We start from the raw sequence: 26,268 nt of genomic DNA, 5'->3' as shown, positions 1-26,268 counted from the left end.
TTTTTCATTTCAGCGATTCCAGGAGCGTGTCAACCAAGGTTGACACCTACCGTAATCGACCGGAGGTCGATTACTCGGCGCTGACGGCGTCGCCTTCTTCCACGGCCTTCATCGACAGGCGGATACGGCCCTGCTTGTCGACTTCCAGCACCTTGACCTTGACCACATCGCCTTCCTTCAGCACGTCGCCGACCTTCTCGACGCGATCGCTGGAGATCTGCGACACGTGGACCAGACCGTCCTTGCCCGGCAGGATCGTGACGAACGCACCGAAGTCCATGATCTTGGCGACCTTGCCTTCGTAGATGCGGCCCGGCTCGACGTCCGAGGTGATCTGCTCGATGCGGGCCTTGGCGGCCTGGGCAGCGATGGCATTGACCGAAGCGATGACGATGGTGCCGTCATCCTGGATGTCGATCTGGGTGCCGGTTTCCTTGGTGATGGCCTGGATGGTCGAGCCACCCTTGCCGATCACTTCGCGGATCTTGTCCGGGTGGATCTTGATGGTCAGCAGGCGCGGCGCGTAGTCCGACAGCTCTTCACGCGGAGCGGTCAGGCCGTGGGCCATTTCGCCCAGGATGTGCAGACGGCCAGCCTTGGCCTGCTGCAGGGCCTGCTTCATGATCTCTTCGGTGATGCCTTCGATCTTGATGTCCATCTGCAGGGCGGAGATGCCCTCAGCGGTACCGGCCACCTTGAAGTCCATGTCGCCCAGGTGATCTTCGTCACCCAGGATGTCGGACAGGACGACGAAGCGCTCGCCTTCCTTGACCAGACCCATGGCGATACCGGCAACCGGCGCCTTCACCGGCACGCCGGCGTCCATCAGGGCCAGCGACGAACCGCAGACCGATGCCATCGACGAGGAACCGTTCGACTCGGTGATTTCCGAGACGACGCGGATGGTGTACGGGAAGGCTTCCAGCGACGGCATGACAGCCAGCACGCCGCGCTTGGCCAGGCGACCGTGGCCGATTTCGCGGCGCTTCGGGCCCATCATGCGGCCGCACTCACCCACCGAGAACGGAGGGAAGTTGTAGTGGAACAGGAAGTTTTCCTTGTACTCACCGGCAACGGCATCGATGACCTGGCCATCACGGGCGGTGCCCAGGGTGATGGTCACGATGGCCTGGGTTTCGCCGCGGGTGAACAGCGAGGAACCGTGGGTACGCGGCAGCACGCCGGTCTTCACGGCGATCGGGCGGACGGTGTCCAGCGCACGGCCGTCGATACGGACCTTGGTGTCCAGCACCGAGTCACGCATGGTGCGGTATTCCAGCTCGCCGAATTCCTTCGACAGCTCGGCCGGGTTCCAGCCTTCAGCGGCAACGCGGCCAGCCAGGGTTTCGACCACGTCCTTCTTGATCGCCGAGATGGCGTCGCGGCGCTGCAGCTTGTCGCGCACCTGGAAGGCTTCGCCCAGGCGCGGGCCGATGGCTTCCTTCAGGGCGGAGATCAGCGCGTCGTTCTTGGCCGGGGCTTCCCAGGTCGACGGCTTGGTGCCGGCTTCGACGGTCAGCTCGTTGATCGCGTTGATGACCTTCTGCATTTCGCGGTGACCGAAGGTCACGGCGCCCAGCATCACTTCTTCGGACAGCAGCGCGGCTTCGGATTCGACCATCAGCACGGCGTTGGAGGTACCGGCGACAACCAGTTCCAGCTGCGAGTCAGCCAGTTCGCTGACGGTCGGGTTCAGGATGTACTCGCCGTTCTTGTAGCCGACCTTGGCAGCGCCGATCGGACCCATGAACGGGGTGCCGGCCAGGGCCAGGGCAGCCGAGGCGCCGATCAGGGCCGGGATGTCACCGTCCACGTCCGGGTTCAGCGACATGACCGTGGCGATGATCTGCACTTCGTTCTTGTAGTCTTCCGGGAACAGCGGACGGATCGGACGGTCGATCAGGCGCGAGATCAGGGTTTCCTTCTCGGTCGCACGGCCTTCACGCTTGAAGAAACCACCCGGGATACGGCCGCCGGCGTAGAACTTTTCCTGATAATCGACGGTCAGCGGGAAGAAGTCCTGGCCTTCGCGCGCGCTCTTGGCGGCGACGGCGGTGACCAGCAGTACGGTGTCGTCCATCTTGACGATGACGGCGCCGCTGGCCTGACGGGCGACTTCGCCGGTCTCAAGCGTGACGGTGTGCTTGCCGTACTGGAAGGTTTTGGTGATTTTTGCCACGGAGGGTGTCCTTGGGGATGCTGTCTGCGAATTTGGACCGTCGGCGACCCTTGCCGCCAGCGGGTGGCCGGATCGTTCCGGCCTGAATCGGGGATTGCGGTGCTACAAAACAAAACCGCGGCGCATCGCTGCGCCGCGGGGGATTCGTTGCTTAGCGACGCAGGCCAAGCTTCTCGATCAGGGCCTTGTAACGCTCGACGTCCTTCTTCTTCAGGTAGTCGAGCAGGCTGCGACGGCGGTTGACCATCTGCAGCAGGCCGCGGCGGCTGTGGTGGTCCTTCTTGTGGGTCTTGAAGTGGCCGGTCAGCAGTTCGATGCGGGCGGTCAGCAGTGCAACCTGGACTTCCGGGGAGCCGGTGTCAGCCGAGCTGCGCTTGTTGTCTTCAATGACCTTCTGGGTGTCGATCGACATTTCTTTTTTCTCTGTGATGCGTGGCCGGCAGGAACGCGCTTCGCGCACCGCCAGGCTCGCCATGGACTACGAGGATGAAACCTGCGCGAGGCAGGCTGCCGGAAAACGGCCGCGAAATTGTAACGGTCGGGGGCTTCCGGGACAAGGACCGGGGCTGAACCGCCCGGCCCAGGTCAGAGGTTGAAACGACGCTGCGGGGCCAGCAGGCCACTGTCATCGACCTGGCCCAGGCCCTGGACAGCATCGTCCGGGCCAAACACGGCCACCAGGCCATGCGGCCAGGACAGGTCGCGCTGGCGCTGGCCGACGCAGAAGCGGTGGGCCTGGTCGGCATCTAGGTCGACCCGCGGGTATTCAGCCAGGCCGGCCGCCAGCGGCAGCAGCAGCGCGTCCATCCCGGCCTCGTCGCCTGCCTCGACCATCGCCCGCAGCTGGTCCAGGGTAACCATCGCCGGTTCACGGAACGGCTCGACCCACAGCCGGCGCAACGCGCTGATGTGGGCACCGCAGCCCAGCGCCTCGCCCAGGTCGCGGGCCAGGCTGCGGATGTAGGTACCGGAGCCGCAGGTCACGCGCAGCCGCAGCCGTTCCGGCTGCTGCTCCAGTACCTCGATGGCATGCACCTGCACCTCGCGTTCCGGCGCTTCGATGACGTCACCGCGGCGGGCCTTCACATACAGCGGCTCCCCACCCTGCTTCAGCGCCGAATAGATCGGGGCACGCTGGCGGATGTTGCCGGTCAGCGGCACCAGCGCCGCCTGCAGGGCCTCGGCACTGATCGCCGGCACCGCGCGCTGCAGCAGCACCTGGCCTTCGGAGTCATCGGTGTCGGTGGTCTGGCCCAGCATGATCTCGGCGTCGTAGGCCTTGGCCGAGCCGAGCAACAGTCCGGCAATCTTGGTCGCCTCGCCGAAGCACAGCGGCAGCAGGCCGGTGGCCAGCGGATCGAGGCTGCCGGTATGGCCACCCTTTTCGGCACGGAACAGGCGACGGGCCACCTGCAGGGCGGCGTTGGAGCTCATGCCGGTCGACTTGTCGAGCAGCAGGATGCCATCCAGGCGGCGGAACTGAATTCGGGTCATGACAGGATTTTGTAGAGTCGAGCCATGCTCGACTGCTGCAGCGCGGTCTGCATCAGACATCACGCAGCCGGAATGCAACAACGCCGGGCATGCCCGGCGTCGCGCGGTTATTCTTCGTCGCTCTCGCGACGCTTCTCAGCGGCCAACGTATCAGGCAGATCGCGCAGGATGTTGTCGATGTGCTCACCACGGTCGACCGAGTCGTCGTAGTGGAAATGCAGCTCCGGCACGTGGCGCAGCTTCATCGCACGGGCCAGGTCCATGCGCAGGCGGTAGCCCAGTTCCTTCAGGCCGGCCACGGCTTCAGCCGAACGTTCCGGCATCAGCGCGGTGACAAATACCTTGGCATGGGCCATGTCGCGGGTGATTTCCACGTCGGACACGCTCACCGAGGGCAACCCGTGCTCGCGCACAGCGTTGTGCACCAGGGTGCCGAGTTCACGGCGCAGCTGGGCGGAGACACGGTCGGTTCGATGGAAAGTCTTGGGCACGAGGAGCTCTTGGTTCAGTTGTCGCCCGGCCAACGGTCGGGCACTACTCTTGATTCAATGGTCGCCCGACCAACGGTCGGGCGCTACTACATGGTACCCGACCGTTGGTCGGGTTCTACATCATGGTAGGGCCCGACCGTTGGTCGGGCCACATCACATTACAGGGTGCGCGGCACTTCGATACGCTCGAAGCACTCGATCTGGTCACCCGGCTTGACGTCGTTGTAGGCCTTCACCGCGATACCGCACTCGGTACCGTTGCGGACTTCCTCGACGTTCTCCTTGAAGCGACGCAGCGATTCCAGCTCGCCCTCGAAGATCACCACGCTGTCGCGCAGCACGCGGATCGGCTTGTTGCGCTTGACCACGCCCTCGATGACCATCGAGCCGGCCACGGCGCCCAGCTTGGAGCTGCGGAAGACGTCGCGGACCTCGGCGATACCGATGATCTCTTCGCGGATCTCCACGCCCAGCAGACCGGAAGCCACCTGCTTCACCTGATCGATCACGTCATAGATGATCGAGAAGTAACGCAGATCGACGCCGTTGGATTCGATGATGCGACGGGCCGAAGCGTCCGCACGCACGTTGAAGCCGATGACGGTGGCCTTCGAAGCGGCCGCCGAGTTGGCGTCCGATTCGGTGATGCCGCCCACGCCGGAGTGGATCACGTTGATGCGGATGTCTTCGTTGGACAGCGCGACCAGTGCCTGGCTCAGGGCCTGCACCGAACCCTGCACGTCGGCCTTGATGACCAGGTTGAGGACCTGCTGGCCCTCGCCCTTGCCCAGGGTCGCCATGATGTCTTCCATGCGGCTGCCGGCGGTGGCGACCAGGCGCGATTCACGGCGCTTGGTCTCACGCTGCTGGGCAACGTCCTTGGCCAGGCGCTCGTCCTCGACGACCACGAAGTCATCACCCGCTTCCGGCACGCCGGACAGGCCCAGGACCTGCACCGGGATGGACGGGCCGGCGAACTCCGGCTGCTTGCCGGTTTCGTCGAACAGCGCACGCACGCGGCCGTACTGGATGCCGCACACCAGGTAGTCGCCCTTCTTCAGGCGGCCCTGCTGCACCAGCACGGTGGCGACCGGGCCACGGCCCTTGTCCAGCGACGATTCGATAACCACGCCCGAAGCGCGGCCTTCGTCGACGGCCTTCAGTTCCAGCAGTTCGGCCTGGATCGAGATGGCGTCCAGCAGGTCGTCGATGCCCAGGCCGGTCTTGGCCGAGATCTCCACCATCTGGGTGTCACCACCGAAGTCTTCGGCCACGACCTGCTCGGACAGCAGTTCGTTCTTGACCCGCATCGGGTCGGCGTCGGACTTGTCGATCTTGTTGATCGCCACGATCAGCGGCACACCCGCCGAACGGGCGTGCTGGATCGCTTCCTTGGTCTGCGGCATGACGCCGTCATCGGCGGCCACGACCAGCACCACGATGTCGGTCAGCTTGGCGCCGCGCGCACGCATCGAGGTGAATGCCGCGTGGCCCGGGGTATCCAGGAAGCTGATCACGCCCTTCGGCGTATCCACGTGGTAGGCACCGATGTGCTGGGTGATGCCGCCGGCTTCGCCGGTGGCGACCTTGGTGCGGCGGATGTAATCCAGCAGCGAGGTCTTGCCGTGGTCGACGTGGCCCATGATGGTGACCACCGGCGGACGCTGGGTGGCTTCGCCCTGGTTTTCACCGGTCGAGGCCAGCAGTGCGTCTTCGGCGTCGTTGTCGTTGGCACGGATCGCCTTGTGACCGAGTTCTTCGGTCACCAGCGCGGCGGTGTCATGGTCGATGGACTGGGTGATGGTGGCCATCACGCCCATCTTGAACAGCGCCTTGACCACCTCACCGCCCTTCAGCGCGAGCTTCTGCGCCAGGTCGGCCACGGTGATCGTGTCGCCGATCGCCACTTCACGCACCACCGGCGCGGTCGGACGCTCGAAGGCGTGCGGACCTGCATTGTTGCCACCGCGCGACATGTCGCGACGGCCACCGGCCTGGTTACGCCCGCCCGGACGACCACGGGTGTTGCTGTTGTTGCTGTTGCCACGGCGCGCGCGGTCGGCAGCCGACAGGTGCATCTGGCCGGCGAAACGGTCACCCGGGCCACGCTCGTTGCGCGGCGCGCTGCGGTTGTTGCGGTCGTCGTTGCGCGGCGGCGGCGGAGCGCTGCGCGGCGCAGCCGGAGCGGCGGCCGGAGCACGCGGCGGGCGCGGCGCGGTTTCATCGATAGGAGCGCGCTTGGGCTTGCTGGCAGCCAGCGCCTCGGCAGCCTTGGCGGCGGCCGCAGCTTCCTCGGCGGCCTTCTTCTCGGCCTCTGCGCGTTCCTTGGCCGCAACCTCTTCCTCACGGGCACGGACGATGGCTTCGTCGCGCAGACGATCCTTCTCGGCCAGGGCCTGCTGTTCGGCAAGGTTGCGCGCACGCGACTCTTCCAGCTTGCGCAGGATGTCGGCGCGCTCTTCGTCCGGGGTCATGGCGCGAGCACCATCCTTGACGTAGGTACGCTTCTGGCGCACCTCGACATTCACGGTCGTCTTGCTGCGACCGGAACTGACCGTCACTTCCTGCTGTTTCCGGCGGTTGAGCGTGATCTTCTTTGCAGACTGATCAGTTTCTTCCGGGGCCTGCTCGGGCTTGCCGTGCGAACGACGAAGGAAGCCCAGGAGCTTCACCTTCTCGGTGCTGGTCACGACCTGGTCGGGACCGCTGAACTTCATGCCGGCACCGGCCAGCTGTTCCAGCAGTTTTTCGACCGGCGTGTTGACCAGTTCGGCAAGCTTGCGGATGGTGGTTTGCTGCGACATTCGGATCCTATGATCTTGTGGGCGCCCCCCCGCATCTGGAGGTGGCGCGGATTCTACGCCCTGAGCGGCTCAGGGCCCTGTTCATTGCCGGCTCATTCGCCGCGTTCCAGTCGGGCGATCTCCTCGGCACGTGCGGCCAGGATCAGCGCAGCGGCGCGCGCCTGATCCAGCCCTTCGATGCCGAAGTCCATGACCTCGTCGGCGGCCAGGTCGGACAGGTCCTCACTGGTACGCACGCCGTGGCCGGCCAGCGCATACGCGGTGGCTTCGTCCATGCCCTTCAGGGACAGCAGGTCCTGCGCCGGCTGGCCGTCTTCAAGGCCTTCCTCGACTGCCAGGGCCTCATTGAGCAGCGCATCGCGGGCACGAGCGCGCAGCTCTTCGACGATGTCTTCGTCGAAACCTTCCACGGCCAGCAGTTCGCCGACCGGGACATATGCGATTTCCTCGACGGTGCCGAAGCCTTCGCTCACCAGGATGCCGGCGATTTCTTCGTCCACTTCCAGCTTGTCCATGAACAGCTGGCGGGCCGAAGCCTGCTCGGCCTCCGACTTGGCGGTGACCTGGTCCTGGGTCATCACGTTGAGCTGCCAGCCGGTCAGGCGGCTGGCCAGGCGCACGTTCTGGCCGCCCTTGCCGATCGCCTGGGCCAGGCGGTCTTCGGCAACGGCCAGGTCCATCGAATGCTTGTCTTCATCGACGATGATCGACTGCACTTCAGCCGGCGCCATCGCGTTGATGACGAAGTTGGCCGGGTTGTCGTTCCACAGCACGATGTCCACGCGCTCGCCATTGAGCTCGTTGGACACGGCCTGCACGCGCGAACCGCGCATGCCGATGCAGGCACCGATCGGATCGGTGCGCTGGTCGTGGGCGAGCACGGCGATCTTGGCGCGGTCGCCCGGATCCCGGGCGCAGGCCTTGATTTCCACCAGGCCCTGGCCGACTTCCGGCACTTCCAGCTTGAACAGCTCGATCATGAATTCCGGGGCGGCGCGGCTGATGAACAGCTGCGGGCCACGCGGTTCCGAACGGACTTCGGCCAGGTAGCCGCGCACGCGGTCACCGGCGCGCAGCACGTCGCGCGGAATGCCCTTGTCCTTCGGGATGAAGCCTTCGGCGTTGCCACCGAGGTCGACATAGATGTTGCCGCGCTCGGCGCGCTTGACCACACCGGTGATCAGCTCACCCACGCGATCCTTCCATGCATCCACGACCTGCTGGCGCTCGGCTTCGCGCACGCGCTGGACGATGACCTGCTTGGCGGCCTGGGCGGCAATGCGGCCGAAGTCCGGGTTCTCGATCTGCTCTTCGATGTAGTCGCCGACGTCCACGCCTTCGGCTTCATCGACGGCGTCCATCAGGCGGATCTGGCGGTCCGGCGATTCCATGACCACGTCATCGGCCACCACTTCCCAGCGACGGAAGGTTTCGTAGCTGCCATCCTTGTGGTCGATGACCACGCGGGTCAGCACTTCCTCGTCGGGATAGCGCTTCTTCGCTGCCGAGGCCAGGGCGGCCTCGATGGCATCGAAGATCACTTCACGCGGCACGCCCTTCTCGTTGGCGACTGCGTCGACTACCAGCAACAGTTCCTTGCTCATTGGCTCACTCCGCGCGCGGCTTCTTTGCCGCCGGCTCGTTGGAAGAAGAATTCTTGTTCGGCTTCGGACGCTTCGGTGCCGGACCGGTCGGCTTGCTCGGGGCCAGCCCCAGCGCCACCCAGTCGGGCATGATCCGTGCCTTGTCGATGTTGTCGGCCGACACGACCACTTCAGCCTTGTCGACGATGAAGGTGATGGTGTCCGCGGCCTCGTCGGTCGCTTCGATGCGGCCCTGCAGGCGACGACGGTTGTCCTGCGGCAGCTTCAGCGTGACCTTGGCCATTTCGCCGAGGTGACGGCCGAACTGCTCCAGGTTGAACAGCGGACGGTCGACGCCCGGCGAAGACACTTCCAGCGTGTAGTTGCCGCTGATCGGGTCTTCGACGTCCATCTGCGCCGACACTTCGCGGCTGACCCGCTCGCAGTCGTCGACATTGATGATGCGCTCGGGCTGTTCAGCCAGCGGCACGTCGATGTAAAGGCGCAGGGTCGCACCGCCGGGGGCCGGCAGATACTCAACGCCCAGCAGCTCCAGGCCCAGCGACACAACGGTCGGGGCGAGCAGATTCGCGATGTCGGTTGCCTTGTCGCTCACAGCCTGCCTTGATCTCTTGGTTGGGTGCCGGCCTTGGCCGGCATGGAAACATGACGCCCCGGAAACGACAAAGGGCCCGCTGGGCCCCTTTTCCGGAAAGACTCCGGTGACTGGATTCCGGTTGCAACCTGCAGTGCCTGCCGGTTGCGGCCCTCCTTCCGGGTCCGGACTCCCGCTGGGAGGCCGCCTTCAGGGGTATTGCTAGGCCGCTGATGATAGCGACTGCACCGCGCTGGTGCAAGGCTTGGACCCGCCTGAAACCGGCCGCTTCGCTCGCCGGGCATGGCCCGGCGGATCAACCAGAGCCCCAAAAGAAAAACGCCCTCGAAGCAGGACTTCGAAGGCGATCTCTTTACTTGGTAGCGGGGGCAGGATTTGAACCTGCGACCTTCGGGTTATGAGCCCGACGAGCTGCCAGACTGCTCCACCCCGCACCGGAAGTGTTTGAACTGCTGCCCTGCTCTTTCGAGGAGGGCTACCGCAACGATGTTCTGGCTGAACCGCTGCAGTGACAACTCAGGCTGCGCATATTACACGAATCGCGCAGCTTTGTGTCAACTTTTATGCAAGATGCGCAAATGCCTGCTGGCACCAGACCATGATCGGGTTCCAGGCCAGGCCCAGCGCCAGCAGCGCCAGCGCGTTCACGCCCAGCACGAGGCCCAGCACGCGGTCGTTGCTGCGCGGCATGGCCTCGCCCACCGGCTCATCGAAGTACATGACCTTGATGACGCGCAGGTAGTAGAAGCAGCCGACCACGGCACACAGCACGCCAAGGATGGCCAGCCACAGCAGGCCCCCGTTGACGGCCGCGCCCAGCACCGCCAGCTTGGTCCAGAAGCCCAGGAACGGCGGGATGCCGGCCAGCGACGCCATGATGCACAGCACCAGGCCGGCCATCCACGGGTTGCGGGCGTTGAGGCCCTTGAAGTCTTCGATGTTCTCGGCTTCGAAGCCGGCACGCGACAGCGCGATGATCGCGCCGAAGGCGGCGGTCGACATGATGGCGTAGGCCAGTGCGTAGAACAGTGCGGCGGCATAGCCCTGCGAACCGCCACCGGCGATGCCCATCAGCAGGAAGCCGATGTGCGAGACGGTGGAGAACGCCAGCATGCGCTTGAGGTTGCTCTGCGCGATGGCCATCAGGTTGCCGATGACCAGCGAGACCGCGGCCAGGCCGGCGATCAGCAGCTGCAGTTCGGTCGACAGCGGGCCCACGCCCATTTCCAGCAGGCGGTAGGCCATGCCGAAGGCGGCCAGCTTCGGCGCCGAGCTGATGAACAGTGCGATCGGTGCCGGGGCACCCTGATACACGTCCGGCAGCCACATGTGGAACGGCGCGGCACCCAGCTTGAAGGCGACGCCGGCGATCATGAACACCGCACCGGTGATCAGCAGCACGCGCTCTTCCGAGTGCGGGATGGCCTCGCGGATGACGTCAAGGTGCAGGCTGCCGGTGGCGCCGTAGATCAGCGACATGCCGTACAGCAGCAGGCCGGAGGCCAGCGAACCCAGCACGATGTACTTCATCGCCGCTTCCGAGGCCAGGCCGTTTTCGCGGTTGCTGGCGACCAGGGCGTAGGAGCACAGCGCCAGCAGTTCCAGGCCCAGGTAGACCATCAGCAGGCTGCCGGCCGAGACCAGGATCATCATGCCGGCGGTGCCGAACAGGATCAGCACCGGGATCTCGCCCTGGAACAGGTTGCGATCGCGCAGGTAGCGCCAGCCGTAGACCAGGGTCAGGCCGCTGAGCAGCACGATCCCGGTCTTCATCACGTCCGCGGCGGTATCACGCACGAACATGCCATGGAAGACCTCCCCCTGCCCGCCCACGCCGGTGGCCAGCATGAACAGCACCACGGCCAGCGCAGCGAGCGAGAACAGGTGGGTGACGATCTTGTTCCGGTTGCTGACGAACAGGTCGAGGATCATCAGGGCGAAGGCGCTGCCGATCAGCACCAGCTCGGGAGCGAGCGGTGGCAGGTCAGCGGCGGTCAATGGCAGCAGCGGCGAGGTGGTCATCATCAAATCCTGGAATTACAGCAGCTTGCTGGATGCGATCTGCATCGCCAGCTTCGCGATCGAGGGCTCCATCAGGTCGGTCAGCGGCTTGGGGTAGATGCCCAGGGCCAGCACGCCGATGGCGAACACGCCCAGCACCAGCCATTCGCGGCCGTTGATGTCCTTCAGTTCGGCAACATGGCTGTTGGCCACTTCACCGAAGAAGATGCGCTTGTACAGCCACAGGGTGTAGGCGGCGCCGATGATCAGGGTGGTGGCCGCGCCCAGCGCGATCCACGGATTACGCTGGAAGGCCGACAGGATGACCATGAATTCGCCGACGAAACCACTGGTACCCGGCAGGCCCGCGTTGGCCATGAAGAACAGCATGGCGAAGGTGGCGAACCACGGCATCACGTTGACCACGCCGCCGTAATCGGCGATGCGGCGGCTGTGCATGCGGTCGTACAGCACGCCGACGCAGGAGAACATCGCGCCCGACACGAAGCCGTGCGAGATCATCTGCACCATGGCGCCCTGCAGGCCCAGGCGGGCGGCATCGGCGTTGCCGGCTTCACGCACCAGCCACAGGGCAATGAACGTGCCCAGGGTGACGAAGCCCATGTGCGCGATCGACGAATAGGCGATCAGCTTCTTCATGTCGTCCTGCACCAGGGCGACCAGGCCGACGTAGATCACCGCGATCAGCGACAGCGCGATCACCAGCCACGCCCATTCCTGCGACGCGTCCGGGACGATCGGCAGGTTGAAGCGCAGGAAGCCGTAGCCACCGATCTTCAGGGCGATGGCGGCCAGGATCACCGAACCGGCGGTCGGCGCTTCCACGTGGGCATCCGGCAGCCAGGTGTGGACCGGGAACATCGGCACCTTGACCGCGAAGGCGATCAGGAAGGCGAAGAAGATCCAGGTCTGTTCCTTGGCCGACAGCGGCAGCGCGTACAGGTCGGCCAGCTGGAAGCTGCCGCCCTTCATGTACAGGTAGATCAGCGCCACCAGCATCAGCACCGAGCCGAGGAAGGTGTACAGGAAGAACTTCAGCGCGGCGTAGATGCGACGCGGGCCGCCCCAGACACCGATGATCAGGAACATCGGGATCAGCATCGCCTCGAAGAACACGTAGAACAGCATCGCGTCCGTGGCCGAGAAGATACCGACCGTGACGCCTTCCAGGATCAGGAAGGCGGCCACGTACTGGTTGACGCGCTTGTCGATGGCGCTCCAGGCGCCGATCAGGGCAAGCACGCTGACCAGGGTGGTCAGCAGGATCAGCGCCACGGCGATGCCGTCCACGCCCAGGTTGTAGCCGATCTTGTACGCCGGGATCCAGGCATGGGTCTCGACGAACTGCAGACCGTCGATGCCCGCGTTGTAGCCGCTCAGCAGCGAGAGGCTCGCCACGAACGTCAGCACCGCTACGCCCAGCGACGCCCAGCGGGCGGTCTGCGCATCACGGATCGCAAGGATCAGGGCACCACCGATGATCGGCAGCCAGATGAGGACACTGAGTAGAGGCCAGTTCGACACGTCTTCTTATTCCGTACAGGTCATCAACGCAGGTAATGCATCAGCACGCCCAGAAGGGCAATCAGGCCGATGATCATCGCGAAGGCGTAGTGATAGAGGAAACCGGATTGGGTACGACGCAGCACGCCGGCTGCGACGTCCACAACACGTGCCGAAAGATTGACCACGCCGTCGACGATGTTGCTGTCGATCCAGCGTGCGACCTTGCCCAGCTTGACGCTGCCACCGGCAAAGCCATCGATCCACAGCTTGTCGAAGCCGTACTTGTTTTCCAGCACCGACACCAGCGGGGCGAAGGTCTTGCGCGCCTTGCCCGACAGGTCCGGCTTCCACAGGTAGAACAGTGCAGCCAGCAGGAAGCCCGCCAGGGTCAGCCAGAACGGCGGCAGCATCATGCCGTGCAGCGCGAACGCCACCGGCCCGTGGAACTCTTCGCCCAGGAAGGCAACGGTGTTCTTGGCCGGATCGTAGAAATCGACGATGCCGGTGAAGAACGTGTTGACCTGGCCCTTGATTGCGTCGTGTGCATGGTGGCCGGCCCAGTCGGTGCCGTGCAGCATCGGACCGATGCTGAAGAAACCGATGGCGATCGACGGGATGGCCAGCAGGATCAGCGGCAGGGTCACCACCCACGGGGTTTCGTGCGGCTCATGCGGACCGTGGCCATGGCCGTGGTCGTCATGGTGCGCGTCCCCATGATGGGCATCAGCATGGTGCGCATCTGCGGCGTGGTGATCGTCATGGGCATGGCCGTGATCATCATGCGCGTCGCGGAAGCGCTCCTTGCCGTGGAAGGTCAGGAACAGCAGGCGGAAGCTGTAGAAGCTGGTCACCAGCACGCCACCCAGCACTGCCCAGTAGCCATAGGTGGCCACCCAGCTGTTCTGCATGTGGGCGTGGATCTCGGCCGCCTCGATGATGGTGTCCTTCGAGTAGAAGCCGGAGAAGAACGGCGTACCGACCAGGGCCAGGGTACCGATCCACATGGTGACGAAGGTGATCGGCATGTACTTGCGCAGGCCGCCCATCTTGCGCATGTCCTGCTCGTGGTGCATCGCGATGATGACCGAGCCGGCACCCAGGAACAGCAGCGCCTTGAAGAAGGCGTGGGTCATCAGGTGGAACACGGCGGCCGAGTAGGCGGACACGCCCAAGGCAACGGTCATGTAGCCCAGCTGCGACAGCGTGGAGTACGCGACGACGCGCTTGATGTCGTTCTGCACGATGCCGATCAGGCCGGTGAAGAACGCGGTGGTGGCACCGATGAACAGGATGAAGTTCAGCGCGGTCTGCGACAGCTCGAACAGCGGCGACATGCGGGTGACCATGAAGATACCGGCGGTCACCATCGTCGCGGCGTGGATCAGTGCCGAGATCGGGGTCGGGCCTTCCATCGAGTCCGGCAGCCACACGTGCAGCGGGACCTGAGCCGACTTGCCCATGGCACCGATGAACAGGCAGATGCAGATGACGGTGGCGATCGACCAGATCACCGGCTCGTTCAGCAGCTGCATGCCGAACATGGTGCCGTCCCAGATCTGCAGCTGGGCGCGCGGGTCAGCCAGCATGCCGGCCTGCGAGAACACCTGCGAGTAGTCCAGTGTGCCGAACACCCACAGCACGCCGGCGATACCGAGCAGGAAGCCGAAGTCACCAACGCGGTTGACCAGGAACGCCTTCATGTTGGCGAAGATCGCGGTCGGGCGCTTGAACCAGAAGCCGATCAGCAGGTACGACACCAGGCCCACCGCTTCCCAGCCGAAGAACAGCTGCAGGAAGTTGTTGCTCATCACAAGGGTGAGCATCGAGAAGGTGAACAGCGAGATGTAGCTGAAGAACCGCTGGTAGCCCGGATCGTCCTGCATGTAGCCGATCGTGTAGATGTGGACCAGCAGCGACACGAAGGTCACCACCACCATCATCATCGCGGTCAGCTTGTCGACCATGAAACCGACGTGGGCCGAGTACTGGCCGACTTCGAAGAACGTGTAGATGTTCTGGTTGAACGGCTGCGCGCCGCCCCACAGCAACTGGTAGAGCGTGTACATCGACAGGCCGCAGGCAACCGCGACGCCGAGGATGGTGATGGTCTGCGCGCCGAAGCGCTTGACCTGGCGACCGAACAGGCCGGCGATGATGCTGCCGAACAGCGGTGCAAGCACCACTGCGATCAACAGACTCTTGGAGAGAGTGATTTCCATCTGTGGATCAGCCCTTCAACGAATCGACTTCGCCGACATTGATCGTGCGGCGGGTACGGAACAGGGTCACCAGGATCGCCAGGCCGATGGCGGCTTCCGCGGCGGCGACGGTCAGGATGAAGAACACGAACAGCTGGCCGGACGGATCGCCCAGCTGACGCGAGAAGCCGACGAAGTTGATGTTCACCGACAGCAGCATCAGTTCGATCGACATCAGCAGGACGATGACGTTCTTCCGGTTGAGGAAGATGCCGGCCAGGCTGATGGCGAACAGCACCGCGCCCAGCGCAAGGATGTGGCCAAGGGTAATCACGGCTGGGTCTCCTCGCCGGCGGCCGGCTTGCTGTTGCTGTGCACGACCGGCGCTTCGGCGCCCATCTTGACCATGCGCAGGCGCTGGCCGGCCTTGACCATGGTCTGCTCACCCGGGTTCTGGCTCTTCACGCCGGTACGGCGGCGCAAGGTCAGCATCACGGCGGCAACCACGGCCACGGTCAGGATGACGGCGGCGAACTCGAACGGCAGCAGGTACTCAGTGAACAGCGTACGCGCCAGCCAGGTGACGTTGGAGCTGTCGGCAGCGACCGCGGCGGCGTTGTCGGCCGGGAACGGGTTGACCGCCCTGCCCTTCACGCCGATCAGGATCAGCATCTGCACCAGCATCGCCACGGCAACAATGAGACCGACCGGCAGGTAGCGGACCCAGCCCTCACGCAGCTTGGTGGGGTCGATGTCGAGCATCATCACCACGAACAGGAACAGCACCATCACCGCGCCGACGTAGACCAGCACCAGCGCCACGCCGAGGAACTCGGCGCCGACCAGCAGCCACACGCAGGCAATGGAGAAGAAGGTCAGCACCAGGCAGAGCACGGCGTGAACCGGGTTGCGCACGCTGATCACCGCACCGGCCGAAACCGTTGCCGCGATGGCGAACACCCAGAAAGCGATATTTACCCAATCCATCTCTCGACCTCAGCGGTAAGCGGCATCGGCGGCGCGACGCTCGGCGATCTCGGACTCGAGACGGTCGCCCAGGGCCAGCAGCTGCGGCTTGGTAACGATGTTTTCGCCACGATTCTCGAAGTGATACTCGAGGATGTGGGTTTCGACGATCGAGTCCACCGGGCAGCTTTCTTCGCAGAAGCCGCAGAAGATGCACTTGAACAGATCGATGTCATAGCGCGTGGTACGGCGGGTGCCGTCTTCGCGCTTGGCCGAGTCGATGGTGATGGCCAATGCAGGGCACACCGCTTCGCACAGCTTGCAGGCGATGCAGCGCTCTTCACCGTTGGGGTAACGGCGCAGGGCGTGCAGGCCACGGAAGCGCGGCGACTGCGGGAACTTCTCCATCGGGTACATCATCGTGTACTTGGGCTTGAAGCTGTACTTCAGCGTCAGCCAAAGGCCGCCCAGCAGTTCGAGCAGCAGCAGGCTCTTGAAGTAATGGGTAATCCTGTTCATCACTTAGACGCCCTTTTGAATCACGCCGAAGAACACCATGACGGCGGTAACCGCGATCCACAGAATGGCCAGCGGGATGAAGACCTTCCAGCCCAGGCGCATGATCTGGTCATAGCGGAAGCGCGGGAAGCTGGCACGGAACCAGATGTAGGCACTGGCGAAGAAGAACACCTTGACGAACAGCCACGGTGCACCGCCCTTCCAGATCCAGTCGACCAGCGGCGAGACGTCGCCGAAGTTGACCCAGCCCTGGATGGGGCTCAGCCAGCCGCCGAGGAAGAAGATCGAGATCAGGAAGCTGATCAGGATCATGTTGGCGTATTCGGCCAGGAAGAACAGCGCGAACGCACCGCCCGAGTACTCGACCATGTGGCCAGCGACGATTTCCGATTCACCTTCCACCACGTCGAACGGCGCGCGGTTGGTTTCGGCAACGCCCGACACCCAGTAGATGACGAACAGCGGGAACAGCGGCAGCAGGAACCAGTCGAAGAAACCGGAATTGCCGGCCTGCGCCATCACGATGTTGCTCAGGTTCAGACTGCCCGACGCGATCATCACGCCGACCAGGGCGAAGCCCATGGCGATTTCGTAGCTGATCATCTGCGCCGAGGCGCGCATCGCACCCAGGAACGCATACTTCGAGTTGGAGGCCCAACCGGCCAGGATGATGCCGTAGATGCCCAGCGAGGTCATCGCCAGCAGGTACAGCAGGCCGGCGTTGGCGTTGGACAGCACGATCTGCGAATCGAAGGGGACCACCGACCAGGCCGCGAAGGCCGGAGCCAGGGTGATCAGCGGGGCCAGCAGGTAGATCGCCTTGTTGGCGCTGCTCGGCTGGACCACTTCCTTGAACAGCAGCTTGAAGACGTCGGCGAAGGCTTGGAAGATGCCCATGCCCACGTACATCGGGCCGTGGCGGACGTGCATCCAGCCGATCAGCTTGCGTTCCCAGACCACGTAGAAGGCCACCGAGATGATCACCGGAACGGTGATCACCAGGATTTTCAGGATGATCCAGATCAGCGCGCCGATGTCACCAAGGCCAAGCAGCCACTGGTGCAGCGGATCGACCGCGTTCAACAGCAATTCGTTCATGCAGCCACCACCGTTACGCGAGCGGCACCCAGCGGCGCGGTCGCGCCGTGGCCCGATTCAATCCAGACCGAACCCGCAGCGACGCGGGCGTCGATCACCACCGGCAGGGTGGCCTTGCCGGCATCGGTGCCGACCTTGGCCATCTGCCCTTCCTGCAGCTGCAGGCGAGCGGCATCTTCAGCGTTCAGCACGATGCGCGGGGCGTTGTTGAGCGGATGCGACTGCAGCGCCGGGGCGCGACGGACCACCGCATCGGTGCGGTAGATCGCGGCGGTCGAAGCCACTTCCAGGCCTTCGCCGGCAACCACCGGCTGTGCCGAGGCGGCAACGGCGACCGACACCGGGGCCAGGCTGGCGCGCAGGCCGGCCAGGTCGGTGAAGTCGAAACCGGCTACCGCCAGCTCACCGCCCAGGGCGCGCAGCACGCGCCAGCCCTCACGGGCCTCGCCCGGCAGCTTGCCGCCGGCACGCGCCGACTGCTCGCGACCATCGAGGTTGGTCAGGGTGGCGTCGATTTCCGGCAGCGCACCGATCGGCAGGATCACGTCGGCAACGTCGCGGGTGGAGACGCAGGCGAACTGGCTGAAGGCCACCACCTTGGCGCCGACCAGCGCCTTGCGCGCGGCGGGAGCGTCGGCGAAGTCCAGGCCCGGCTCCAGGCCGTAGACCACGTAGGCCTGGCGCGGCTGCGCCAGCATCGCGGCGACGTCCTTGCCGGCCGGCAGCACGCCTGCGCGGGTCAGGCCAACGGCGTTGGCACCCTGCGGGATGCGGCACAGCTTGGCACCGGTCGCAGCAGCGAAGTCACGCGCGGCGGCGCGGATCGCGGCAGCCTGCGGATGGTTTTCGGCGATGCCACCGACGATCAGCACGGTGTTGTTGCCGCCCTGCACCGCCGAACGCAGCTCGGCGTTGGCCAGCGCGTCGACGAACTTCGACGGCGCGACGATCTGCTTGCCGGCGATGCTGAAGGCGAAGTCGAAGTCCACCGGGTTGACGACGTGGATCTTCGCGCCGTTGGTGGTCTGCGCCTTGCGCAGGCGGGCGTGCAGCAGCGGTAGTTCGTGGCGGATGTTGCTGCCCAGAACGACGATGCGGTCGGCGCCTTCGATCTCGGCCAGCGGCAGGCCGAACACTTCGGCGGTTGCGGCGTCGGAGAAATCGCGGTTGTTGATGCGGTGGTCGATGTTGCTCGAGCCCAGGCCCTTGGCCAGGCGGGCCAGCAGCGCACCCTCCTCGTTCGAGGTGGACGGGTGCACCAGCACGCCCAGGTTGTCGCCCTGGTTGGCCTTGAGGATCTCGGCGGCCGCGGCCAGGCCTTCGGCCCAGCTCACTTCCTTCCACTCGCCATTGACCTTGCGCAGCGGCTTGACCGCACGGTCTTCGCTGTACAGGCCCTGGTGCGAGTAGCGGTCACGGTCGGACAGCCAGCACTCGTTCACCGCTTCGTTGTCGCGCGGCACGGTGCGCAGCACTTCGCCGCGACGCACGTGCAGGAACAGGTTCGAACCCATCGCGTCGTGGTAGCCCAGCGATTCGCGCGCGGTCAGTTCCCACGGGCGGGCGCGGAACTGGAACACCTTGTTGGTCAGCGCGCCGACCGGGCAGACGTCGACGACGTTGCCGGACAGCTCGGTGGTCAGCGGCTTGCCGTCGAAGGTACCGATCTGCAGGTTCTCACCGCGGTACATGCCACCCAGTTCGTAGGTACCGGCAACGTCGGCGGTGAAGCGGACGCAGCGGGTGCACTGGATGCAGCGGGTCATCTCGGTGGCGACCAGAGGGCCCATGTCCTCGTCCGGCACCACGCGCTTGCGCTCGTTGAAGCGGCTGACCGAACGGCCATAGCCCAGCGACACGTCCTGCAGCTCGCACTCGCCGCCCTGATCGCAGATCGGGCAGTCCAGCGGGTGGTTGATGAGCAGGAACTCCATCACCGAGCGCTGGAACTTCAGTGCCTTCTCGCTGCGGGTGGCGACCTTCATGCCATCCATCACCGGGGTGGCGCAGGCCGGCGCCGGCTTCGGCGACTTTTCCACGTCCACCAGGCACATGCGGCAGTTGGCGGCGATCGGCAGCTTCTCGTGGTAGCAGAAGCGCGGAATCGAAATGCCGGCCTTGTCGGCCGCCTGGATGATCATCGAACCCTTGGGCACGACCAGCGACTTGCCATCGATTTCGATGGTCACGTGATCCGGTGGCACGTTCGGGTTTACGGGTTGCGCGCTCATGCGGCGGCTGCCTCCACCTTCTTGCCGTCAACCATCGAATGACCGTTGACGATGTAGTACTCGAATTCGTCCCAGAACTGGCGCAGGAAGCCCTGGATGGGCCATGCAGCCGCTTCACCGAACGCACAGATGGTGTGGCCTTCGATCTGGCCGGCCACCGCCTTCAGCTGGTGCAGGTCTTCCATCGTGGCCTTGCCGGCGACGATGCGCTCCAGCACGCGGTGCATCCAGCCGGTGCCTTCACGGCACGGGGTGCACTGGCCGCACGATTCCTTGTGGAAGAACTGGCTGATGCGGCAGGCGAACTTGACGCAGCAGACGCTGTCGTCGAGCACCACGATCGCACCCGAACCCAGGCCGGAGCCCAGCGCACGGATGGTGTCGTAGTCCATCGGCAGATCCTTCAGCTCGGCCGCGGTCAGTACCGGCATCGACACGCCGCCCGGGATCGCGCCCTTGAGGGTGCGGCCCGGACGCAGGCCACCGGCCATTTCCAGCAGGTCGTGGAACTTGGTGCCCAGCGGCACTTCGAAGTTGCCGCCGTTCTGCACGCAGCCGGACACCGAGAAGCACTTCGGACCGCCGTTGGCGGTCAGGCTCAGGCCCTTGAACCACTCCGGACCGTTGCGGATGATCGCCGGCACCGAACCGTAGGTTTCGGTGTTGTTGATCGTCGACGGCTTGCCGTACAGGCCGAAGTTGGCCGGGAACGGCGGCTTGTAGCGCGGCTGGCCCTTCTTGCCTTCCAGCGATTCCATCAGCGCGGTTTCTTCGCCGCAGATGTATGCGCCGGCGCCCAGCGCACCGTAGATGTCGATGTCCACGCCCGAGCCCATCACGTTCTTGCCCAGCCAGCCGTTCGCATAGGCGTCGGCCAGGGCCTGCTCGAAGTGCTCGAACGGCTCGTGGTGGAACTCACCGCGCAGGTAGTTGTAACCCACGGTCGAACCGGTGGCGTAGCAGGCGATCGCCATGCCTTCCACCACCGAATGCGGGTTGTAGCGCAGGATGTCGCGATCCTTGCAGGTGCCCGGCTCGGATTCGTCCGAGTTGCAGAGGATGTACTTCTGCATGTTGCCCTTGGGCATGAAGGACCACTTCAGGCCGGTCGGGAAGCCTGCGCCACCGCGGCCACGCAGGCCCGAGGCCTTGACCATCTCGATGACCTGCTCCGGCGGGATCTTCTCTTCGAGGATCTTGCGCAGGGCGGCGTAGCCACCGGTCTTCAGGTAGCTTTCGTACGACCACGGGGTGTCGTAATGCAGGGTGGTGTAGACCACCTGGTGCGGCAGCGGCGCGGGGCCGACCGGACCCTTGGATTCGTGGTGATGTGCCATGCCCTTACTCCAGCCCGTCCAGCAGCTCGTCGACCTTTTCCAGGGTCAGACGCTCATGGTAGTGACCGTTGATGACCATCATCGGCGCGCCACCGCAGCCGGCCAGGCACTCTTCCTCGCGCTTGAGGTAGACGCGGCCGTCCGGGGTCGATTCACCGTGCTTGATGCCCAGCTTCTTCTCGCAATGGCGGACGATGTCCTCGGCGCCATTGAGCCAGCAGCTGATGTTGGTGCAGATGGCCACGTTGTTGCGGCCCACCTTCTCGGTCTCGAACATCGAGTAGAAGCTGGCGACCTCGTAGGCCCACACCGGCGGCAGGTCGAGGTACTTGGCCACGCCGGCGATCAGTTCGTCGGTCAGCCAGCCCTCGTTCTGCTCCTGGGCCGCATGCAGGCCCTGCAGCACGGCAGAGCGCTTGCGGTCCGGCGGGAACTTGGACAGCCAGTGATCGATGTGAGCGCGGGTCTTGTCGCTCAGCACCACCATCGGGTCGACGTCGCGCGCCGCCTCGAAATTACCTGTCGCCTTCATCGGCCGACCTCAGCGAAATGCATAACGTGAAATTCCAGAAACTGCGGCGCCGGCTTGCGCCGGCTGCCTGCAGCGGGCGTTGGCGTGGCGGACGGCATTACCGGTCAACCTCGCCGAACACCAGGTCGTAGGTACCGATCATCGCCACCACGTCGGCCAGCATGTGGCCGCGCACGATCGAATCGATCGAGGACAGGTGGGCGAAGCCCGGTGCACGCAGGTGCACGCGGAACGGCTTGTTGGCGCCATCGGAGACCAGGTAGCAGCCGAACTCGCCCTTGGGCGCTTCCACTGCCGCGTAGGTTTCCCCGGCCGGCACGCAATAGCCTTCGCTGAACAGCTTGAAGTGGTGGATCAGCGCTTCCATGTCGTCCTTCATGTCCTCGCGCTTGGGCGGAGCGACCTTGAAGTTCTTGACCATGACCGGGCCGGGGTTGGCCTTCAGCCACGCCACGCACTGCTTGATGATGCGGTTGGACTCGCGCATTTCGGCAACGCGGACCAGGTAGCGGTCGTAGCAGTCGCCTTCCTTGCCCAGCGGGATGTCGAAATCGACGGCATCGTACTTGGCATACGGACGCTTCTTGCGCAGGTCCCAGGCGATGCCCGAGCCGCGCAGCATCACGCCGGTCATGCCCCACTGGTGGGCCAGTTCCGGAGTGACCACGCCGATGCCGACGGTACGCTGCTTCCAGATACGGTTGTCGGTCAGCAGGGTTTCGTATTCGTCGATGCGCTTGGGGAACTCGACGGTGAAGCTCTCCAGGAAGTCCAGCAGCGAGCCTTCGCGCGAAGCATTGAGCTGCTTCAGCGCCTTGCCCTTGTGCCAGCGCGATTCCTTGTACTTCGGCATGTGGTCCGGCAGGTCGCGGTAGACACCGCCCGGACGGTAGTACGCCGCGTGCATGCGCGCGCCGGAGACCGCTTCATAGCAGTCCATCAGCTCTTCGCGCTCGCGGAAGGCATACAGCATCACCGCCATCGCACCAAGGTCGAGCGCGTTGGAGCCCAGCCACATCAGGTGGTTGAGGATGCGGGTGATTTCGTCGTACATGGTGCGGATGTACTGCGCACGCTCCGGCGCTTCGATGCCCATCAGGGTCTCGATCGCGCGCACGTAGGCGTGCTCGTTGCACATCATCGACACGTAATCCAGGCGATCCATGTAGCCGATCGACTGGTTGAACGGCTTGGACTCGGCCAGCTTTTCGGTACCACGGTGCAGCAGACCCACGTGCGGGTCGGCGCGCATGATGGTTTCGCCGTCCATTTCCAGGATCAGGCGCAGCACACCGTGCGCGGCCGGATGCTGCGGGCCGAAGTTCATGGTGTAGTTGCGGATTTCCTGCCGGCTTTCGGCGGCGTTGCTGGCGAAGGCTTCGCCGGCCTGGTGTACGTGGCTCACTTCACTGCCTCCTGCGCGCGCTCACCTTCTGCGGTCTGCAGACGGGCGTCGTCGCGGATCACGCGCGGCACGCCGACACGCGGCTCCACCGAGGTGACCGGTTCGTAGATCACGCGCTTCTTTTCTTCGTCGTAGCGGACTTCGACATTGCCGATCAGCGGGAAGTCCTTGCGGAACGGATGGCCGACGAAACCGTAGTCGGTCAGGATCCGGCGCAGGTCCGGGTGGCCTTCGAAGATCACGCCGTACAGGTCGAACGCTTCGCGCTCGAACCAGTTCAGGCCCGGCCAGATGCCGGTCAGCGAGGACACCACCGGCAGCGCTTCGTCAGGGGCGAAGCAGCGCAGGTGCATCATCAGGTTGTGCTGGTACGAACGCAGCTGGGCGACCACGGCGAAACGCTGGGTCGGCATGTGCTGCGGGCGGGCACCGTCGGCGCCGTTTTCCTCGGTGGGGAACTCGCCCCACGCGAAACGGCCCTGGGCCTTGCCTTCGACGCCACGGCTGAAGCCCTGCGAGGACACGTCGGCGGTGTCCCATTCGTCGGAGCCATAACCGAGGTAGTCGACGCCGCAGAGATCCACGGCCTGCTCGAAACCAAACTCGTCACGCAGCGCCAGGGCGGTGGCGTGCCACTCGGCGGCAGGCACTTCCAGCGTCACTTCGCCGCGGGGTTCGACCACGATGACCTTCGCACCTGCGAAACGTGCGGAGAGTCGGTCGATGAAGGATGCTTGCTCTGCCATGGGGGCTTGGCGCGCTCTTGTCAGGTGAAGGGGTCAGCGGGCGATGGTCTGTGTACGCCAGATCTTCTTCTGCAGCTGCAGGATCCCGTACACCAGCGCCTCGGCGGTCGGCGGGCAGCCCGGGACGTAGACGTCCACCGGCACCACGCGATCACAGCCGCGCACCACAGAATAGGAGTAGTGGTAATAGCCGCCACCATTGGCGCAGCTACCCATCGAGATGACCCACTTCGGGTCCGGCATCTGGTCGTAGACCTTGCGCAGCGCCGGGGCCATCTTGTTGACCAGGGTACCGGCCACGATCATCACGTCGGACTGACGCGGCGACGGGCGGAACACCACGCCGTAGCGGTCAAGGTCCAGGCGCGCGGCGCCGGCGTGCATCATCTCGACCGCGCAGCAGGCCAGACCGAAGGTCATCGGCCACATCGAGCCGGTGCGCGCCCAGTTCAGCAGTGCATCGACGCTGGTGGTGACGAAGCCCTTTTCCAGCAGCGGGTTGTCGCCCTCCGGCCGCAGGATGTCATCAACCCGGCCTTCCGGCGTGGGGTTGTTCATGAGGCCATCGAGAGTCTGAATCACTCCCATTCCAGCGCTCCCTTCTTCCAGACGTAAATGAAACCGAGGAACAGCATGCCGACGAACAGGCCCATGGTGATGAGCGAACGGGCACCCAGCTCCATGAAGACCTGGGTCCACGGCACGATGAAGATGATTTCCAGGTCGAAGACGATGAACTGGATCGCGATCAGGTAATAGCGCACGTCGAACTTCATGCGCGCGTCTTCGAAGGCCTCGAAGCCGCACTCGTACGGCGACAGCTTTTCCAGATCGGGGCGGCGGGGACCGAGGAATCGACCAACCAGCATCAGCGTAATGCCGATACCGGTGGCAACGATCAGAAACAGCAGAGACGGCAAATATTCGGCCAGCACAGCGATTCTCTCTTGCCTCTGCCGCCGCGCCTGCAGGCGCTTTGGCATGGGGGAGTGGACGGGAATCTGCCTGGCGCCTTGCGCGCCAGACGAACCCGCTTTACTTACAAATGGTGCCCAAGAGGGGACTCGAACCCCTACGACTTGCGTCGCTACCACCTCAAGGTAGTGCGTCTACCAATTCCGCCACCTGGGCAAACGATCACATCAGACTATCTTCCCGATGCGCCGCGTATTGTAACCGGCTTCAGTCTTTCTGGGAGCCTTCCGAAGGCTTTTCTTCACCAGAAACCGAAGATTCCGCCTGAGCCGGCACATTCGCGGCCGGAACCGGGGCGGCCGGGACCGCATCAGCCTTCGGAACGGCCGGCAGTTCACCCGCCGGAGCCGCCGGAGCGACTGCCGCCGGTGCGGACATCAGGCCCAGATCCTGGTCGGCCGCCGGGCGGCTGCCATGACCGGCATACCAGGCCATGAAGAGGCTGATGCCGAAGAACACGACAGCCAGCCACTTGGTCGACTTGGACAGGAAGTTCGAGGCGCCGCGCGCACCGAACACCGTACCCGAGGCACCGGCACCAAAGCCCGAACCCGCCGCCGCACCCGAGCCACGCTGCATCAGGATCAGCGCGATCATGGCCACAGCGACCAGCACGTAGACGACATTGAGGATCAACATCAGCATTGGAAACCGCCCTCGGACAAAACTTCTAGGATTAGTTCGCGGCCGCCGCCCGTGCGATGGCCAGGAAGTCCGCGGCCACCAGGGAGGCGCCGCCGACCAGCCCACCATCGACATCCGGCTGCGCGAACAGTTCCCCGGCATTGTCGGGCTTCACGCTACCGCCGTAAACAATGGGCAGTGAATCAGCGATTCTAGCATCGATACGCGCGACTTCGCCACGGATGAACGCGTGCACCTGCTGCGCCTGCTCCTTGGTGGCGGTACGGCCGGTACCGATGGCCCAGACCGGCTCGTAGGCGACCACAGCCTTGGCGAAACCGGCCGCGCCGACCAGCTCCAGCACCGGCGCCAGCTGGCTGGCGATGACCACTTCGGTCTGCCCGGCCTCGCGCTGCTCCAGGGTCTCGCCCACGCACAGCACCGGCACCAGGCCGGCGTGCTGGGCGGCGGCGAACTTGCGCGCGACCAGCTCGCTGCTTTCGTGGTGGTACTGGCGGCGCTCGGAATGGCCGACCAGGCCATAGCGGGCGCCGACCTCGACCAGCATGGCGGCGCAGACCTCGCCGGTGTAGGCGCCCTTCTCGTTGCTGCTCACGTCCTGCGCGCCAAAGGCCAGGCCGGTATCACCAAAGTCCTCGACCAGCTCCCCCAGGTAGGGCAGCGGCGGCAGGATCACCACGTCCACCCCCTCCAGCGGCAGCCCGGCGGCGACCTGCCCCAGCAGTTCATTGGCGAATTGACGGCTGCCATGCAGCTTCCAGTTTCCAGCGACGATCTTGCGGCGCATGAGCGGGTGGCTCCTGTGTGAAGTCAGCCGGGCATGATACCCGTTACGGCAAAAATCCGTTTCCGTGTAAGCGGTTACATGGATTTTCAGCCAGCGGCGCAGCCTCTCGTGGCGGGGGTGGGGTTGGGTTGGTC

General features: G+C 64.7%; 23 protein-coding genes and 2 tRNA genes. All 25 read right to left on the bottom strand.

Features of this window, described 5'->3' with window-relative positions; translation table 11 throughout:
• Positions 1 to 70: 70 nt before the first annotated feature.
• Positions 71 to 2,179 (bottom strand): polyribonucleotide nucleotidyltransferase, encoded by a 2,109-nt coding sequence (pnp, locus tag QRO95_RS08895; protein ID WP_032128652.1) that lies wholly within the window; start codon positions 2,177 to 2,179, stop codon positions 71 to 73.
• 151 nt (positions 2,180 to 2,330) lie between these two features.
• Positions 2,331 to 2,591, bottom strand: a complete 261-nt coding sequence (rpsO, locus tag QRO95_RS08890) for a 30S ribosomal protein S15 (RefSeq protein ID WP_005410445.1) — start codon at positions 2,589 to 2,591, stop codon at positions 2,331 to 2,333.
• Positions 2,592 to 2,764: 173 nt separating this feature from the next.
• A complete protein-coding gene (gene truB / locus QRO95_RS08885) occupies positions 2,765 to 3,673 on the bottom strand; it encodes a tRNA pseudouridine(55) synthase TruB (RefSeq protein ID WP_285302340.1) in 909 nt (302 codons plus the stop codon).
• 107 nt (positions 3,674 to 3,780) lie between these two features.
• Positions 3,781 to 4,164: a 30S ribosome-binding factor RbfA gene (gene rbfA, locus QRO95_RS08880; protein ID WP_005410447.1), complete on the bottom strand. Its 384-nt coding sequence runs from the start codon at positions 4,162 to 4,164 to the stop codon at positions 3,781 to 3,783.
• Between the two features lie 158 nt (positions 4,165 to 4,322).
• Positions 4,323 to 6,968: a translation initiation factor IF-2 gene (gene infB / locus QRO95_RS08875; RefSeq protein WP_032128650.1), complete on the bottom strand. Its 2,646-nt coding sequence runs from the start codon at positions 6,966 to 6,968 to the stop codon at positions 4,323 to 4,325.
• A gap of 92 nt (positions 6,969 to 7,060) precedes the next feature.
• Positions 7,061 to 8,572, bottom strand: a complete 1,512-nt coding sequence (gene nusA, locus QRO95_RS08870) for a transcription termination factor NusA (protein ID WP_005410449.1) — start codon at positions 8,570 to 8,572, stop codon at positions 7,061 to 7,063.
• A 4-nt stretch (positions 8,573 to 8,576) separates the two neighbouring features.
• Positions 8,577 to 9,167: a ribosome maturation factor RimP gene (gene rimP, locus QRO95_RS08865; RefSeq protein ID WP_014037945.1), complete on the bottom strand. Its 591-nt coding sequence runs from the start codon at positions 9,165 to 9,167 to the stop codon at positions 8,577 to 8,579.
• Between the two features lie 357 nt (positions 9,168 to 9,524).
• Positions 9,525 to 9,601: transfer RNA gene (locus QRO95_RS08860), tRNA-Met, on the bottom strand.
• 127 nt (positions 9,602 to 9,728) lie between these two features.
• Positions 9,729 to 11,189: an NADH-quinone oxidoreductase subunit NuoN gene (gene nuoN, locus QRO95_RS08855; RefSeq protein WP_032128648.1), complete on the bottom strand. Its 1,461-nt coding sequence runs from the start codon at positions 11,187 to 11,189 to the stop codon at positions 9,729 to 9,731.
• 15 nt (positions 11,190 to 11,204) lie between these two features.
• Complete coding sequence (locus tag QRO95_RS08850; protein WP_049437087.1) at positions 11,205 to 12,713, bottom strand: NADH-quinone oxidoreductase subunit M; 1,509 nt, start codon at positions 12,711 to 12,713, stop codon at positions 11,205 to 11,207.
• A gap of 23 nt (positions 12,714 to 12,736) precedes the next feature.
• Positions 12,737 to 14,914 (bottom strand): NADH-quinone oxidoreductase subunit L, encoded by a 2,178-nt coding sequence (gene nuoL, locus QRO95_RS08845; protein WP_285302339.1) that lies wholly within the window; start codon positions 14,912 to 14,914, stop codon positions 12,737 to 12,739.
• 7 nt (positions 14,915 to 14,921) lie between these two features.
• The gene (nuoK, locus tag QRO95_RS08840; RefSeq protein WP_005417921.1) at positions 14,922 to 15,227 is read right to left on the bottom strand and encodes an NADH-quinone oxidoreductase subunit NuoK; all 306 of its coding nucleotides are present in this window, start codon (positions 15,225 to 15,227) and stop codon (positions 14,922 to 14,924) included.
• Complete coding sequence (locus tag QRO95_RS08835) at positions 15,224 to 15,880, bottom strand: NADH-quinone oxidoreductase subunit J (RefSeq protein ID WP_032128645.1); 657 nt, start codon at positions 15,878 to 15,880, stop codon at positions 15,224 to 15,226. Before QRO95_RS08835 ends, nuoK begins: the two co-directional genes overlap by 4 nt.
• Before the next feature lie 9 nt (positions 15,881 to 15,889).
• The gene (gene nuoI, locus QRO95_RS08830; protein WP_006381128.1) at positions 15,890 to 16,378 is read right to left on the bottom strand and encodes an NADH-quinone oxidoreductase subunit NuoI; all 489 of its coding nucleotides are present in this window, start codon (positions 16,376 to 16,378) and stop codon (positions 15,890 to 15,892) included.
• 3 nt (positions 16,379 to 16,381) lie between these two features.
• A complete protein-coding gene (nuoH, locus tag QRO95_RS08825) occupies positions 16,382 to 17,476 on the bottom strand; it encodes an NADH-quinone oxidoreductase subunit NuoH (protein ID WP_006381129.1) in 1,095 nt (364 codons plus the stop codon).
• Positions 17,473 to 19,707: an NADH-quinone oxidoreductase subunit NuoG gene (gene nuoG / locus QRO95_RS08820; RefSeq protein ID WP_006381130.1), complete on the bottom strand. Its 2,235-nt coding sequence runs from the start codon at positions 19,705 to 19,707 to the stop codon at positions 17,473 to 17,475. Before nuoG ends, nuoH begins: the two co-directional genes overlap by 4 nt.
• Positions 19,704 to 21,044, bottom strand: a complete 1,341-nt coding sequence (nuoF, locus tag QRO95_RS08815; protein ID WP_005410459.1) for an NADH-quinone oxidoreductase subunit NuoF — start codon at positions 21,042 to 21,044, stop codon at positions 19,704 to 19,706. The genes nuoG and nuoF overlap by 4 nt, the downstream gene beginning before the upstream one ends.
• 4 nt (positions 21,045 to 21,048) lie before the next feature.
• Positions 21,049 to 21,576, bottom strand: a complete 528-nt coding sequence (gene nuoE / locus QRO95_RS08810; protein ID WP_006381132.1) for an NADH-quinone oxidoreductase subunit NuoE — start codon at positions 21,574 to 21,576, stop codon at positions 21,049 to 21,051.
• A gap of 97 nt (positions 21,577 to 21,673) precedes the next feature.
• Positions 21,674 to 22,981 (bottom strand): NADH-quinone oxidoreductase subunit D, encoded by a 1,308-nt coding sequence (locus QRO95_RS08805; RefSeq protein WP_285302335.1) that lies wholly within the window; start codon positions 22,979 to 22,981, stop codon positions 21,674 to 21,676.
• Positions 22,978 to 23,727, bottom strand: coding sequence for an NADH-quinone oxidoreductase subunit C (locus tag QRO95_RS08800; RefSeq protein WP_005410462.1), 750 nt, complete (start codon positions 23,725 to 23,727; stop codon positions 22,978 to 22,980). Before QRO95_RS08800 ends, QRO95_RS08805 begins: the two co-directional genes overlap by 4 nt.
• A gap of 33 nt (positions 23,728 to 23,760) precedes the next feature.
• Positions 23,761 to 24,315, bottom strand: a complete 555-nt coding sequence (locus tag QRO95_RS08795; protein WP_005410463.1) for an NADH-quinone oxidoreductase subunit B family protein — start codon at positions 24,313 to 24,315, stop codon at positions 23,761 to 23,763.
• Positions 24,306 to 24,662: an NADH-quinone oxidoreductase subunit A gene (locus tag QRO95_RS08790; RefSeq protein ID WP_008265012.1), complete on the bottom strand. Its 357-nt coding sequence runs from the start codon at positions 24,660 to 24,662 to the stop codon at positions 24,306 to 24,308. Before QRO95_RS08790 ends, QRO95_RS08795 begins: the two co-directional genes overlap by 10 nt.
• Positions 24,663 to 24,773: 111 nt before the next feature.
• A tRNA-Leu gene (locus QRO95_RS08785) sits at positions 24,774 to 24,858 on the bottom strand.
• A gap of 51 nt (positions 24,859 to 24,909) precedes the next feature.
• Entirely contained in the window at positions 24,910 to 25,347 is a 438-nt protein-coding gene (gene secG / locus QRO95_RS08780; protein ID WP_010486424.1) for a preprotein translocase subunit SecG, read from the bottom strand.
• A gap of 31 nt (positions 25,348 to 25,378) precedes the next feature.
• Positions 25,379 to 26,134 (bottom strand): triose-phosphate isomerase, encoded by a 756-nt coding sequence (tpiA, locus tag QRO95_RS08775; protein WP_285302334.1) that lies wholly within the window; start codon positions 26,132 to 26,134, stop codon positions 25,379 to 25,381.
• Positions 26,135 to 26,268: the final 134 nt, after the last annotated feature.

The organism is Stenotrophomonas maltophilia group sp. Smal13, from assembly GCF_030236855.1.
Taxonomy (GTDB): domain Bacteria; phylum Pseudomonadota; class Gammaproteobacteria; order Xanthomonadales; family Xanthomonadaceae; genus Stenotrophomonas; species Stenotrophomonas maltophilia_A.
This window is presented reverse-complemented; position numbering and strand designations above follow the sequence as displayed.